The organism is Gordonia amicalis NBRC 100051 = JCM 11271 (genome assembly GCF_000332995.1).
Taxonomy (GTDB): domain Bacteria; phylum Actinomycetota; class Actinomycetes; order Mycobacteriales; family Mycobacteriaceae; genus Gordonia; species Gordonia amicalis.
In genome coordinates this window covers 1-12761 of record NZ_BANS01000067.1, presented here as the reverse complement: position 1 = coordinate 12761, position 12761 = coordinate 1, and the positions used below count along the sequence as shown (strand labels likewise).

General features: G+C 68.6%; 13 protein-coding genes and 1 pseudogene. 5 read left to right on the top strand and 9 right to left on the bottom strand.

What is annotated here, in order from left to right:
• Positions 1–60: 60 nt before the first annotated feature.
• The 9 genes from GOAMI_RS21890 to GOAMI_RS21850 all read right to left on the bottom strand — a co-directional run bounded on the left by GOAMI_RS21890 (position 61) and on the right by GOAMI_RS21850 (position 8149).
• Positions 61–459 (bottom strand): MmcQ/YjbR family DNA-binding protein, encoded by a 399-nt coding sequence (locus GOAMI_RS21890; RefSeq protein WP_006438825.1) that lies wholly within the window; start codon positions 457–459, stop codon positions 61–63.
• Between the two features lie 49 nt (positions 460–508).
• Positions 509–1576, bottom strand: coding sequence for a uroporphyrinogen decarboxylase/cobalamine-independent methonine synthase family protein (locus tag GOAMI_RS21885; RefSeq protein ID WP_081598293.1), 1068 nt, complete (start codon positions 1574–1576; stop codon positions 509–511).
• Positions 1522–2640, bottom strand: coding sequence for a tRNA 2-thiouridine(34) synthase MnmA (gene mnmA / locus GOAMI_RS21880; RefSeq protein ID WP_006438823.1), 1119 nt, complete (start codon positions 2638–2640; stop codon positions 1522–1524). Before mnmA ends, GOAMI_RS21885 begins: the two co-directional genes overlap by 55 nt.
• Positions 2640–3875 carry a cysteine desulfurase family protein gene (locus GOAMI_RS21875; protein ID WP_051995459.1) on the bottom strand — a complete coding sequence of 412 codons (1236 nt, stop codon included), beginning with the start codon at positions 3873–3875 and terminating at the stop codon, positions 2640–2642. The genes mnmA and GOAMI_RS21875 overlap by 1 nt, the downstream gene beginning before the upstream one ends.
• Positions 3876–3933: 58 nt before the next feature.
• Positions 3934–4413, bottom strand: coding sequence for a DUF4334 domain-containing protein (locus GOAMI_RS21870; RefSeq protein ID WP_006438821.1), 480 nt, complete (start codon positions 4411–4413; stop codon positions 3934–3936).
• A 62-nt stretch (positions 4414–4475) separates the two neighbouring features.
• Positions 4476–5219 carry a lysophospholipid acyltransferase family protein gene (locus GOAMI_RS21865; RefSeq protein WP_255219214.1) on the bottom strand — a complete coding sequence of 248 codons (744 nt, stop codon included), beginning with the start codon at positions 5217–5219 and terminating at the stop codon, positions 4476–4478.
• Positions 5220–5335: 116 nt separating this feature from the next.
• The gene (locus GOAMI_RS21860; RefSeq protein ID WP_006438819.1) at positions 5336–6268 is read right to left on the bottom strand and encodes a GNAT family N-acetyltransferase; all 933 of its coding nucleotides are present in this window, start codon (positions 6266–6268) and stop codon (positions 5336–5338) included.
• 86 nt (positions 6269–6354) lie between these two features.
• Positions 6355–7311: an electron transfer flavoprotein subunit alpha/FixB family protein gene (locus GOAMI_RS21855; RefSeq protein WP_006438818.1), complete on the bottom strand. Its 957-nt coding sequence runs from the start codon at positions 7309–7311 to the stop codon at positions 6355–6357.
• Between the two features lie 52 nt (positions 7312–7363).
• Positions 7364–8149, bottom strand: coding sequence for an electron transfer flavoprotein subunit beta/FixA family protein (locus tag GOAMI_RS21850; protein ID WP_006438817.1), 786 nt, complete (start codon positions 8147–8149; stop codon positions 7364–7366).
• Positions 8150–8380: 231 nt separating this feature from the next.
• Between GOAMI_RS21850 and GOAMI_RS21845 the strand changes: the two genes are divergently transcribed.
• From GOAMI_RS21845 to GOAMI_RS22405, 5 genes and pseudogenes are all read left to right on the top strand, one after another.
• Entirely contained in the window at positions 8381–9199 is an 819-nt protein-coding gene (locus GOAMI_RS21845; RefSeq protein ID WP_040005108.1) for a class I SAM-dependent methyltransferase, read from the top strand.
• A 3-nt stretch (positions 9200–9202) separates the two neighbouring features.
• Positions 9203–10762, top strand: coding sequence for a 1,4-alpha-glucan branching protein domain-containing protein (locus GOAMI_RS21840; protein WP_006438815.1), 1560 nt, complete (start codon positions 9203–9205; stop codon positions 10760–10762).
• Entirely contained in the window at positions 10762–12045 is a 1284-nt protein-coding gene (locus GOAMI_RS21835; protein WP_006438814.1) for a glycosyltransferase family 4 protein, read from the top strand. Before GOAMI_RS21840 ends, GOAMI_RS21835 begins: the two co-directional genes overlap by 1 nt.
• A 262-nt stretch (positions 12046–12307) precedes the next feature.
• The gene (locus GOAMI_RS23130; protein WP_006438813.1) at positions 12308–12463 is read left to right on the top strand and encodes a hypothetical protein; all 156 of its coding nucleotides are present in this window, start codon (positions 12308–12310) and stop codon (positions 12461–12463) included.
• 72 nt (positions 12464–12535) lie between these two features.
• Positions 12536–12761 (top strand): annotated as a pseudogene (locus GOAMI_RS22405) (IS110 family transposase); the annotation flags it as partial.

The following is a 12761-nucleotide window of genomic DNA, read 5'->3' as shown; positions in this document are numbered from 1 at the left end:
CGGAGCGGGACGGGTCAGCCGCTCCCACATAAGGGAACGGGACGGGTCAGCCGTCGCACCTCAGGGAGCGGTCGAGTCGAGTTTCGCCAGCGACCGTTTCGGCGCGACCTGACGGTAGCTGGCGTCGAGGAGTTCGGCGACCTCGTCCCAGTCGGTGTCCCCGTCACCGTCGAGGATCAGGCCCAGCCACCCGTAGGGGCCGTAGTAGGCCGGCACGTAGAACCGCGGATCTTCTTCGAGCGCGGGCTTCTCCGACTCGTCGGGGATGAACAGGACCGAGTGGTCGTAGCGGATCTTGCCGCCCTTCAGACCGCCGCCGTAGTTGGCGAACATCTTGCCGCACCGGAACGTCGGGCGACCGTGCGCCACGACCTCGGTGGCGTCGGGAAGCGCGAGCGCGATCTCGCGGACGCGACCCAGGATCGGGTCGGCGTCGTCGAACATGATCGGATGCGGCACCCCCGCAGGATAGTTCCGGCCGCCCGGGTTCCGCAGTCGTTCCGGGTCGTCACAGGGCGGTCGGGTCGCCGGCGAGCAGCTGACCCGCTTCGGCAGCCACCGCTAGAGCCTTGCGCGCCCAGCTCTCCGACGCTCCGGCCAGACCGCAGGTCGGGGTGACGATGACGCTCTCCGACAGCACTTTCCGGTTGAGGCCGATTCGGTCGGTGAGTGCGGCGAGGCCGGTCGCCACGGTCTCGGCGTTGACCGGCTGTTTCGGCGCGGTGGATGGCACCCGACCGGCAACCAGTACATCCCCGCGATCGATGAGCATCCCGATGCCGTCGAGGTCGGCGTCGCCGGGTGCGGTGACGTCTATCGAATACGCCACGCCCCGAAGGTGTTCGAGGAGATCCCATCGGGGACGGCCGCAGTCGTGGAGCACCACCGGGGCGTCGACGTGCTCGACCAACTCGGTGAGGGCCCGCGCCACCTCGACCGCCGGGATCGCCCGGATCGGGTCGAATCGGGTGAGGGGTGTGACGGTTCCGTCGATGACCCGGCCGATCATCGGTTCGTCGATCTGGACCACGACCTGTGCGCCCAGGCGCCGGGTGACCTCGCCGACGTGTTCGCGGATTCCTTCGGCGGTGGACGCGACGATGTCGCGGACCGCGCCCGGATCCTTCAGCACACGATGGCCGTTGGGCAGTTCGACCGATGCCGACGTCGTGAACGGACCGGCGACCTGGACCTTGTAGGCTCGGCCGGTACCGACGAATCCCGCTGTCTCCCAGAGCTCCTCGACGACGTCGAGATCCTCTTTGAGGTAGTCACGCGCTCGCCGGGTCAGTTGCGACTCCCGTTGCGCCAACCGGTATCCCCAGGTCGCGGTGTCCATCGGGAGGTCGACGAGGATCGCGGCCATCCGGCCGATCAGGTCCGAGCCCGCTCCGCGACCGGGGAGTTCGACGAGATGGGCGAGGTCGAGTTCACCGTTGACCACGGCAGCGGCCGCACGCGGATCGGTGCCGGGCATCGAGCCCACGCCGGTTCCGATGCCGGTGGGCAGATCGGGTGTGGTCACCGAGCCGCGACAGCGGTCGGTCGCGACGTGGTGGACGCGATACGCCCGCATCCGACGACCCGGTCTCCGCGCTCCGCGTCGGGCAGATACAGCACGGCTGCCTGACCGCGTGCGACGCCGGTCAGCGGTTCGTGCAGGACGATGTCGATCGCGGGTTCGCCGTCGACGGTGGTCGGCGTCGCGGTCACCGGCGCGAGCCCGCCGTGGGCGCGCACCTGGACCACGGCCTCGAACGGCTCGTCGGGGGTGATGCCCGACGTCCACACCGCACGGGTCGCGGTGATGCCCCAGACCTCCAGGTCCGCTGCGGTGCCGACCATGACCGTGCCCGACTCCGGGTCGATCTCGGTGACGTAGCGGGGCTTGCCGTCAGCGGCGGGGGCGTCGATGCCGAGGCCCTTGCGCTGCCCGATGGTGAAGCCGTGGACACCGTCGTGATCGGCCAGGCGCTCACCGGACGAGGCGTCGACGACCGCGCCCGGACGGATCCCGATCTTGGCGCCGAGGAAGGCGCGGGTGTCACCGCTGGGGATGAAGCAGATGTCATGCGAGTCGGGCTTGTCGGCCACCGCGAGACCGCGGCGCGCGGCCTCCGCCCGGATCTCGGCCTTCGGGGTGTCCCCGACCGGGAACAGCGCACGGGAGAGCTGCTCGCGGGTGAGGACGGCGAGCACGTAGGACTGGTCCTTGTCGTCGTCGACGGCCCGGCGCAGCTCACCGTCGACGAGCTGGGCGTAGTGACCGGTGGCCAGCGCGTCGAAGCCGAGAGCGATCGCCTTGTCGGCGAGCGCGGCGAACTTGATCTTCTCGTTGCACGTCAGGCACGGGTTGGGGGTGCGCCCGGCGGCGTAGGCCTCGACGAACTCGTCGATGACGTCGTCCTTGAACCGGTCGGCGAAATCCCAGACGTAGAACGGGATTCCGAGCACGTCCGCGGCACGGCGCGCATCCGAGGCGTCCTCCCGGGAACAGCAGCCGCGGGAGCCGGTACGCAGTGCACCCGGGGCGGTCGAGAGAGCGAGGTGGACGCCGACGACCTCGTGTCCGGCGTCGACGGCACGCGCGGCCGCGACCGCCGAGTCGACGCCGCCACTCATCGCTGCGAGTACGCGCATCAGGAGACCTTTCCGCCGGGTGCGGAGACGAGGCCGGCGGCGCGAGCACGATCCACGACCTCGTCGATGACCTGGGCCACCGCGTCGATGTCGGCGTCGGTGGTCGTGTGGGAGAGCGAGAACCGCAGCGACGAGCGGGCGTCGGCCATGTCGAGTCCCATCGCGAGCAACACGTGGCTTGCCTGCGCGACACCCGCGGTGCAGGCGGAACCGGTGGAGCACTCGATGCCCTTGGCGTCGAGCAGCATCAACAGGGAGTCTCCTTCGCAGCCGGCGAAGGAGACATGGACGTTTCCGGGCAGGCGTGCGTCCACATCGGCGCCGTTGCGCACCGTGCCCTCGACGCCGAGCAGGACGTCGGTGAGCCGCGACGCGAGGGCGCGTACGCGGGTGGTGTTCTCCTCCATGTGCTCGACACACCAGGTCAGCGCCGCGGCCATGCCGGCGGCCCCGGCGACGTCCTGGGTGCCCGACCGCACGTCACGTTCGTGGCCTCCACCGTGCTGTAGCGGGACGCAGGCGACCTCACGACCCAGCAGCAACGCACCGACGCCCTGCGGTCCGCCGAACTTGTGGGCGGCGAGGCTCAGCGCGGACAGTCCGCTGGCGGCGAAGTCGATCGGCAGGTGGCCGACGGCCTGGACGGCGTCGGAGTGCACCGGCACGCCGAACTCGGCGCCGAGCGCCACGATCTCGGCGATGGGCTGAATGGAACCGACCTCGTTGTTGGCCCACATGACCGAGATGAGGGCGGTCTGGTCGGCGTGGTCATCGGCGGCGTGTGCCTCCAGTTCGGCACGGAGATCGGCGGGTGAGACCACGCCGTCGGCGTCGACCGGCAGCACCACCAGCTCGGCTCCGGCGTCGGCGGCGAGCCACTGCGCGGGGTCGAGGACTGCGTGGTGCTCGACCCCCGACACGATGATGCGGCGACGCTGCTCATCGGCGCGGCGACGGGCCCAGTAGATGCCCTTGACCGCGAGGTTGTCAGATTCGGTACCGCCCCCGGTGAAGATGACCTCCGACGGCCGCGCACCGACCGCCGCGGCGATCGCCTCGCGCGCCTCCTCGAGGCGGCGTCGGGCGGTGCGGCCGGATCCGTGCAGGGAAGAGGCGTTACCCGGCGCGCTGAAGACAGCGGTCATCGCCTCGACGGCTTCGGGCAGCATCTGCGTCGAAGCGGCGTGGTCGAGGTAGACGGACGTGCGCGGAGGCACTCGGGTTGGCAGGGGCATCGCTAGCAAGGATAAACGCGCGGCCGACGTCGACAAATTCCGCGACCGCGTGCCTGCCTCAGACGCGTTCGAGATAGAAGTACAGGTGGCGTCCGTCGATGACGCCGCCCTTGCCGTTCATGATGCCCATGACGGTGGTGTCGTCGACGCGCTTGAAGTGATCGATGACCGGCTGGCCGTCGTAGACCATCGACGCGGTGATCTCGCCGCGGAACTCGATCGCCCACAGGCTCGCCTCGCCCTTGCCGAGTTCGACGTTGGAGAACAGCTTGCCGTTCTCGTCGCGGCAGACCAGCGGCTGCACATCACTGCGCGAGGTGAAGGTCTTGCCGAACCAGTTGGCCTTCCCCAGCACCCCGTTGATGGCGTGGCCGGTGGTGAACTCGCCGCCCTTCCACGCCCCCAGCATCTCTTCGGGACGCAGCGTCGCGAGCCCCGCCCAGACGGTGTCGAGGACCGCGTCGTCGACGAGGCCTTCCGCTTCCCGCAGCTCGAAGAACTTGGCGCGGGCCGCTTCCCGGGTCAGGGTGGACGTCATCGTCGGACTCCTTCGACATACGGCGATCTTCTCGGCCGCGTGCGCGGCCGCTCCGAAGGAACCTATATCAGAGAACAGTCGATGTCACTTTCCGCAGAGCTCAGGACGCGTTCGCAGCGACGCGCCAGCTCGCGACGGTCGGTTCCCGGCGCTTCGGCGGGCTCGAGACGGACGACCACGGTCAGTCCGCGGGCCCGCAGCACTCTCCGGAGGGTGTCCAGGGGAGAATCGTCGCCGATGAAACTCGGGTCGGTCGCGGCGTGTCCGTCGGGCCCGAGAAAGCTCAGACGAACCGGGAGCACCGGCACCGCGGCGTCGATCGCGGCCTGGAAGAAGGCCGGGCGGAACTCACCGCCGGTGCGGCCGCAGAAGGTGGTCCCCTCCGGGAACACGATCACCGAGGAGTCGGTGGCCAGGCGCGCGCAGACGCCGCCCACCGCCGCCGGGAGTCCGCGCAGCGTTCGACGGTCGACGGCGATCACACCGAATCTGCGCGCGATCCCCGCGACGACCGGCATGTCGATGACGTCCGATTTCGCCACCACATGCGCCGAGCTCACCAGGGCCAGCGCGAGGACGTCGAGGAACGAGATGTGATTGGCGACGATCAGCCCGGTCGCGCGCGGGTCGCGTCGCCGGTCGTCGACGACGACCCGGATACCGAGCGCGGCGAGCAGCGGGCCCGAGGCCCGCGCCCGAAGCGCTCGCCGTGGCCGGTGCCGCAGGCGCGCCACCGCCTCGTCGGCGACGAGCATCCCGACGATCCAGCAGACGACGGCGGCGAGGCGGCACAGTCGCCGACCCACCACCACAGCGTCGACGAGCAGTGCGACACGCTTCGTGCCCCGGGGACCGAGGCAACTGTCTCCGCAGGTGCTGACCGGGAACCACGGGTGCCGCGCCGGTTCCACCGACAGCGGGATCATCGCGACGGGGCGGCCGAGCCGAGGCGCTGGGCGCTCGATCGCAGGCGTTCGAGGTAGCGCCGGTTGGTGCCTTCCCGATCGAGCACCGTGAGGAAGTCCGCGACATCGAAGACGTCGTCGACGGCGGGTTCACCGCAGATACGGGCACCCATCCGCAGGTATCCGCGCATCAGGGGCGGCATGCCGACGGTGTCCGACGGCGTGATGTCGTCGAGCAGCCGCCCGCCGATGCGTGGGGGCGTCAGTGGCGAGACACGCAGGACGGGGTCGGTGTAGTCCTCGCGCAGCCGGTCACGAACCGCGCGCAACACGGACCCGGGCATCCACTCCCCCGGGCTGTACAGCGGCACCGAGACGCAACCCATCAGATAGCGGTAGCCGGCCTGATCCATGTACTGCAGCAGGGCCGCCCACATGAGCGCGGTGACCGACCCGTCACGATGCTCGGCGTGGACGCAGGCACGACCCAGTTCGACTGTCTCCGCGAAGATGTCGGCCACGTCTCCGAGGTCGAACTCGGTGGACGAATACCAGCCGCCGGCGGCGATCGCGCGTGGCGGGGCCAGCACCCGCGCGCATCCGATGACGCCGTGATCGTCGTGCCGCACGACGAGGTGTTCACAGAACTCGTCGAAGCGGTCGGCGTCGCGTCCGGTGACGGCGTCGCCGATGCGATCGGAGAACCCGGGCTCGTCGGCGAAGACCCGGTAGCGGAGTTGTTGGACGGCAACGATGTCGGCCGGGTCTTCGGACACCAGCACCCGGACGGGGCCGGCGGTCAACAAGGTGGTCGAGACGGCGGAAGCGGTCGCAGCGGACGAGGCGATGGACTGCAGAGCGTTCATGCCCCGAATGAAAGCCAGCGTCTGCGTCGCCACGGCCACGTCGGCGTGACGTGTCGGTGCGATCCGGGTGAACACGAGGCGCACCGGGATTCCGGGTGAACGGGGCGCGAACGCCCGGTGGCCCCCGACGCGACGTCGGGGGCCACCGGGGTACTTACGTGATCAGCAGATCACTTGCGCTTCTTGACCTCTTCGGTCAGCTGCGGTGCGACGTTGAACAGGTCGCCCACGACGCCGTAATCGGCGATCTCGAAGATCGGCGCCTCTTCGTCCTTGTTGACCGCGACGATGGTCTTCGAGGTCTGCATGCCTGCTCGGTGCTGGATCGCACCCGAGATGCCCAGGGCGACGTACAGCTGCGGCGACACGGTCTTACCGGTCTGACCGACCTGGAACTGACCCGGGTAGTACCCGGAGTCGACCGCGGCACGCGAAGCGCCGACGGCGGCACCGAGGGCGTCGGCGAGCTCCTCGACGACCGAGAACTTCTCGGCGCTACCGACACCGCGACCACCGGAGACCACGATCGAGGCCTCGGTGAGTTCGGGACGATCGCCACCGATGTTCGGCTCGACCTTGGTGATCTTGACGGCGTTCTCGGCCGCAGCCGGGACCTCGACGTCGACACGCTCGCCGGCACCGGCCTGCGGAGCGGCCTCGACACCACCCGGGCGGATCGAGATGACCGGGGTGTCGCCCTTGGCCTGCGCCTCGACGGTGAACGCGCCACCGAAGATGGAGTGGATGCCCACCCCGCCTTCCTTGACGTCGACGACGTCGGCGAGGACACCCGAGCCGAGACGCACGGCGAGACGGCCGGCGATCTCCTTGCCGTCGGCGGTGGCCGCGACCAGGATCGCTGCCGGAGCAGCACTCTCGGCGATCGAGGACAGCACGTCGACCTGCGGGTTGATCAGGTAGGTGGCCGCGTCGTCGGACTCGGCGACGTAGACCTTCTCAGCGCCGGCTTCCTTGAGGCCGTCGATGATCGCGTCGGCCGAGCCGGGCTTGCCGACGACGACAGCCGACGGGGTACCGAGGGCGCGGGCGGCGGTGATGAGCTCGCTGGTGACCTTCTTCAGGGCGCCTTCGGCGTCCTGCTCCACGAGCACGAGTACTTCTGCCATGTTGGTTTTCTCCTGAATGTCTGGGGTTCGCCGGATTGTCTGGTGGGGAAGATCAGATGATCTTCTGACCGACCAGGTACTCGGCGACCTTCGTGCCGCCGTCGCCTTCGTCGGTGACGCGCTCGCCCGCGGTCTTCGGCGGCTTCGGGGTCGAGGAGTTCACGACGCTGCCGGCGTTCTCCAGGCCCACATCGGTCGGCTCGACATCGATCTCGGCCAGCGAGACGACGGTGACTTCCTTCTTCTTCGCGGCCATGATGCCCTTGAAGGACGGGAAACGAGGCTCGTTGATCTTCTCGTTGACGCTGACGATCGCCGGGAGCTGCGCCTCGACGTGGAAGATGCCCTCGTCGGTCTCACGCTCACCCTTGAGGGTCTCGCCCTCCAGGGTCAGCTTGCGCAGGTGCGTCAGGTGCGGCAGTTCGAGGTACTCGGCGATCATCGCCGGGATCGCGCCGACACGGCCGTCGGTGGCCTCGTTACCGGCGATGACGAGCTCGACACCCTCGACCGTGCCCAGCGCGCGGGCCAGTACATAGGCGGTCTGAACCGCATCCGAACCGTGCAGCAGATCGTCCTTGATGTGGATCGCCTTGTCCGCACCCATCGACAGTGCCTTACGGATGGCGTCGGTGGCCCGGTCGGGACCAGCAGTCAGGATGGTGACCTCACCGCCGTCGGCCTCCTTGATCTTCAGCGCTTCTTCGACGGCGCGCTCGTTGATCTCGTCCAGCACCGCGTCAGCTGCCTCACGGTCCAGGGTGTAGTCGTCGTCGGACAACTTGCGCTCGGACCACGTGTCGGGAACCTGCTTGATCAGTACGACAATGTTTGTCATGGGTCTACGTCGACCTCCTGCGTCGGGTTCGGCAACTTACCGGCGGGTAAGGCCATGGGTCTCCCCCACTTTAGCGTCTCCTATGTTCTCACTAAACACCGACTACCTCACACTATGGAGCGGCGCCGGACCTGCGGGCGAGCCCAGCGGCGACGACGGCCGATCGCTTGTTCGGTCATCGGCGCCGGGACGAACCGGGAGGCCGCGACCCCATGCCCTACGCTCGTGCAGATGACTGACGCAGACCTCGGTTCTCCGCCGACCGCCGGGACGACCGGTCTGGAGGCCCTCGACACCGACCGGCAGCTGGCACTGACCGGTGAACGGACGGTTCCGGGCATCCCCGCGGAGAACTACTGGTTTCGCCGCCACGAGATCGCGTACCGCCACATCCTGGACCGCTGCACGGGCCGCGAGATCCTCGAGGCGGGCTCGGGCGAGGGTTACGGCGCCGCGATGATCGCCGACGCCGGGGCGTCGTCGGTGGTCTGCGTCGACTACGACACCGCTGCGGTCGAACACACGCGTCGCCGTTACCCCGGACTCGTCGTGCACCAGGGCAATCTGATCGACCTCCCGCTGGCCGACGCATCCGTGGATCTCGTAGTGAACTTCCAGGTGATAGAGCACCTCTGGGACCAGGCCGCGTTCATCGCCGAGTGCCGCCGGGTGCTGCGTCCGGGTGGCGAGCTGCTGATCTCGACCCCCAACCGGATCACCTTCTCCCCCGGTCGCGACACACCGCTCAACCCGTTCCACACCCGTGAGCTGAACGCCGCCGAACTCACCGAACTCATCGTCGAGGGCGGGTTCACCCTCGACGCGATGCTCGGCGTGCACCACGGCCCCCGCCTGGCCGCACTCGACGACAAGTGGGGCGGATCGCTGATCGACGCCCAGATCGAGCGGGCCCTCGCCGGCCAACCGTGGCCCGCCGACCTGGTCGACGACGTCGCCGCCGTCGTCGCGGAGGACTTCGTTGTACTCGACGCGCGCGACTCCGACATCGACGCCTCGCTCGACCTGTTCGCGGTGGCGACCCGGGACTGAGGAATGACCATCAGCAACACAGAGGTTCCGGGACAGTTCACCTTCGTCCTGCACTCACACCTCCCCTGGCTGGCCAATCACGGCCGCTGGCCGGTCGGCGAGGAATGGCTCTACCAGTCGTGGGCGTCGTCGTATCTGCCGTTGTTCGACGTGCTCGAGCGGCTGGCCGCCGACGGATTCACCGATCAGTTGACCCTCGGCCTCACCCCGGTCCTGGTCGCACAGCTCGACGACCCGCACTGTGCGTCGTCGATGTACGAGTGGCTCGCCGACTGGCAGCTGCGGGCGATCCAGGCCGCGACGTCGAGCGATACCGACCGCGCTGACGCCGGCCGCCGCGAGTACCTCGCCGCCCAGCGTGCGCTGGACACCTTCGAGACCAAGTGGCGCCACGGGGCCTCGCCGCTGATCCGCCACGTCGCCTCGAGCGGGGTCGCCGAGATCCTCGGCGGACCGCTCGCGCATCCTTTCGCCCCGCTCCTCGATCCTCGCCTACGGATGTTCTTCCTCCGAGAGGGACTTGCCGACGCCCGCGCGCGTTGGGGTTTCGACCCGGTCGGGATCTGGGCCCCCGAGTGCGCCTTCGCTCCGGGCATGGAATTCGAGTACGCCCGCGCCGGCGTCGGGCATTTCATGGTCGACGGCCCGACCCTGCACGGCGACACCGCGCTCGGGCGGCCCGTCGGCGACAGCGGCGTCATCGCCTACGGGCGTGACCTGACCGTGAGTTACCGGGTGTGGTCGCCGAAGTCGGGCTACCCCGGCCATGCCGCCTACCGCGACTTCCACACCTACGACCACGAATCGGGATTCAAGCGGTTCCGCGTCACCGGACGCTCGGTACCCGGTGACGAGAAGAAGCCCTACGACCCCGCGCGCGTCGACGCCGTGATCGATCGCCACGTCGAGGATTTCGTCGGACACGTCCGCGACCGCCTCATCGAGGAATCCGCGCGGATCGGCCGGGACGCACTCGTCGTCGCAGCCTTCGACACCGAACTCTTCGGACACTGGTGGCATGAAGGTCCGGTGTGGCTCGAACGGGTCCTACGCCGTCTTCCGGAGGTCGGGGTGAAGGTCGGAACCCTCGCCGGCGCAACACGATCCGGGCTCGTCGGCGACCCGGTCGATCTCCCGGCGTCGTCGTGGGGATCGGGCAAGGACTGGCGGGTGTGGAACGGCCCGCAGGTTCAGCATCTCGTCACACTCAACGCGGAGGTCACGGAGACCGCTCTCGATGCCGTCGCCAAACTCCTCGCCCACGGGGGCGAACGGAGCCGCGTCGCCGATCAGATCGTGCGGGAGGCACTGCTGACGGTGTCCTCGGACTGGCCGTTCATGGTGTCGAAGGACACCGCCGCGCAGTACGCTGTCTCCCGAGCGCACACCCACGCACACGCCACGCGGGAGATCAGCGATGCCGCGATGCGCGGTCGCGACGACGCGGCGGCGACGCTCGCGCAGAACTGGGCGCGGGCCGACAATCTCTTTCCCGGACTCGACGCGCGCCGGTTGCACGCGATCATGACCGCAGATGGGTGTAGTGCCGAGGGGGGCATCTGATGAGAGTGCTGTTCGTGTCGTGGGAGTACCCACCCGTGGTGGTCGGTGGCCTCGGCCGGCATGTGCATCACCTCGCCACCGAGATGGCCGCCGCCGGACACGATGTGGTGGTCCTGACCCGCCGCCCGTCGGGGACCGATGCGGTGAGCCATCCGACGACCGACACCGTCGTCGAGGGCGTACGCGTGATCGCGGTCGCCGAGGATCCGCCGGCGTTCGAGTTCGGGCAGGACATGATGGCCTGGACTCTCGCCATGGGGCACTCGTTCATTCGTGCCGGTCTCAAGATCCTGGCCGGTGAAAGGGCATTCGCGGATTCTTCGACTCGATGGATTCCCGAAGTCGTGCACGCACACGACTGGCTGGTGGCCCACCCGTCGATCGCGCTTGCCGAATTCTTCGACGTGCCATTGGTTTCCACCATCCACGCCACCGAGGCGGGCCGGCACAGCGGCTGGGTCAGCGGCCGGACGAACCGGCAGGTGCACTCGGTCGAATGGTGGCTCGTCGCCGAATCCGATGCTCTCATCACATGTTCGGCGTCGATGCGCGACGAGGTGAATCGTCTCTTCGGCTACGACGCGGCCGACATCACCGTGATCCACAACGGGATCGACATCCGCACATGGCCATTCGCGCCACGAACGCGGACGACCGGTCCCGCGGAACTGCTGTTCGCGGGGCGACTCGAGTACGAGAAGGGCGTGCAGGACCTGCTGGCCGCACTCCCCCGCATCCGGCGCAGCCATCCGGGCACCACACTGACCATCGCCGGTGATGGCACACAGCGAGACTGGCTGATGGAACAGGCTCGCAAGCACCGGATCAGCAAGGCGGTACGGTTCGTCGGCGCCGTCGACCACGACGAACTGGTGACCCACATGCACCGGTGCGACGCGATCGTGCTGCCGAGTCGGTACGAGCCGTTCGGCATCGTCGCCCTCGAGGCGGCGGCCACCGGTATCCCGCTGATCGTCTCGACCGCCGGCGGTCTGGGTGAAGCGGTGCAGGAACCGGATACCGGCCTCACTTTCGAACCGGCTGACGTGGCAGGCCTTGCCACCGCAGTGCGGGCGACGCTGTCGGATCCGGATGCGGCAGCGCAACGTGCCTTACGTGCGCGGGCCCGGCTCACGGCCGAATTCTCCTGGGCTGAGGTGGCCGAACGCACGGAGTCGGTGCATCTGGCCGCCAAACGGCGAGTGCGTCATCCCGTTGGGCGCCCGGACATTCCGATGCGACCGTTACCGGAACGCGACCCCGGCAACCCGGTTGAGCCCTGATCCCTTCGAGGCAGTGAGAATGGGCGTGGGTGGTCGACCGGGTCTGGGTCTGACTTACTTCGAGGCTGACGGTTGCTGTCATGAGCGAGATGTGTCGGCCCGGAACCTCCGGTCGGCTACCCGCGCCATGAGACCTGAGGGCCGGGGCGGGTGTGACTTGATTAGGACCCTGTCTGGCTGGTGGGCCGTGACTCTTCACTGTCCTGTCCACCCGCCCCGGTGAGGTCATCCAACACACGAGTGTGAAGGAGACACCACCACGATGACCCCAATCATGATCGGTACGCAAGTGGTGATCCTGGGCGTGGATACCCATCAACGCACCCACCACGCCGCCATTGTCGCCGCCGACGGCCGCCCGCTGGCCGATCGGGAGTTCCCGACCACCACTGCCGGCTACACCGAGATGTGGCAGTAGGCCTGTGGTTTCGGCCGGATCGAGCACGCCGCGGTGGAGTCGAGCGCCTCCTACGGGGCCGGATTGACCCGCATGCTCACCGATCAGGGGGTCGCGGTGATCGAGGTCAACACCCCTGACCTACCGCGCCGTTACGCCCACGGGAAGACCGATCAACTCGACGCTTATGCCGCGGCGATGGCGGTCATCACCGGCCGCGCCACCGCGGTCGCCAAAGACACCCGCGGCGCGGTCGAATCGGTCCGAATGCTCACCGTGGCACGGACTTCGGCGGTGGAAGAGGCCACCCGGATCGGTG

Excerpts from the sequence above, each read along its gene's own strand:
- GOAMI_RS21885 (WP_081598293.1), bottom strand. The coding sequence starts at position 1,576 with ATGCGGGCGTATCGCGTCCACCACGTCGCGACCGACCGCTGTCGCGGC.
- mnmA (WP_006438823.1), bottom strand. The coding sequence starts at position 2,640 with ATGCGCGTACTCGCAGCGATGAGTGGCGGCGTCGACTCGGCGGTCGCG.
- GOAMI_RS21875 (WP_051995459.1), bottom strand. The coding sequence starts at position 3,875 with ATGCCCCTGCCAACCCGAGTGCCTCCGCGCACGTCCGTCTACCTCGAC.
- GOAMI_RS21870 (WP_006438821.1), bottom strand. The coding sequence starts at position 4,413 with ATGACGTCCACCCTGACCCGGGAAGCGGCCCGCGCCAAGTTCTTCGAG.
- GOAMI_RS21855 (WP_006438818.1), bottom strand. The coding sequence starts at position 7,311 with ATGGCAGAAGTACTCGTGCTCGTGGAGCAGGACGCCGAAGGCGCCCTG.
- GOAMI_RS21850 (WP_006438817.1), bottom strand. The coding sequence starts at position 8,149 with ATGACAAACATTGTCGTACTGATCAAGCAGGTTCCCGACACGTGGTCC.
- GOAMI_RS21845 (WP_040005108.1), top strand. The coding sequence starts at position 8,381 with ATGACTGACGCAGACCTCGGTTCTCCGCCGACCGCCGGGACGACCGGT.
- GOAMI_RS21840 (WP_006438815.1), top strand. The coding sequence starts at position 9,203 with ATGACCATCAGCAACACAGAGGTTCCGGGACAGTTCACCTTCGTCCTG.
- GOAMI_RS21835 (WP_006438814.1), top strand. The coding sequence starts at position 10,762 with ATGAGAGTGCTGTTCGTGTCGTGGGAGTACCCACCCGTGGTGGTCGGT.
- GOAMI_RS23130 (WP_006438813.1), top strand. The coding sequence starts at position 12,308 with ATGACCCCAATCATGATCGGTACGCAAGTGGTGATCCTGGGCGTGGAT.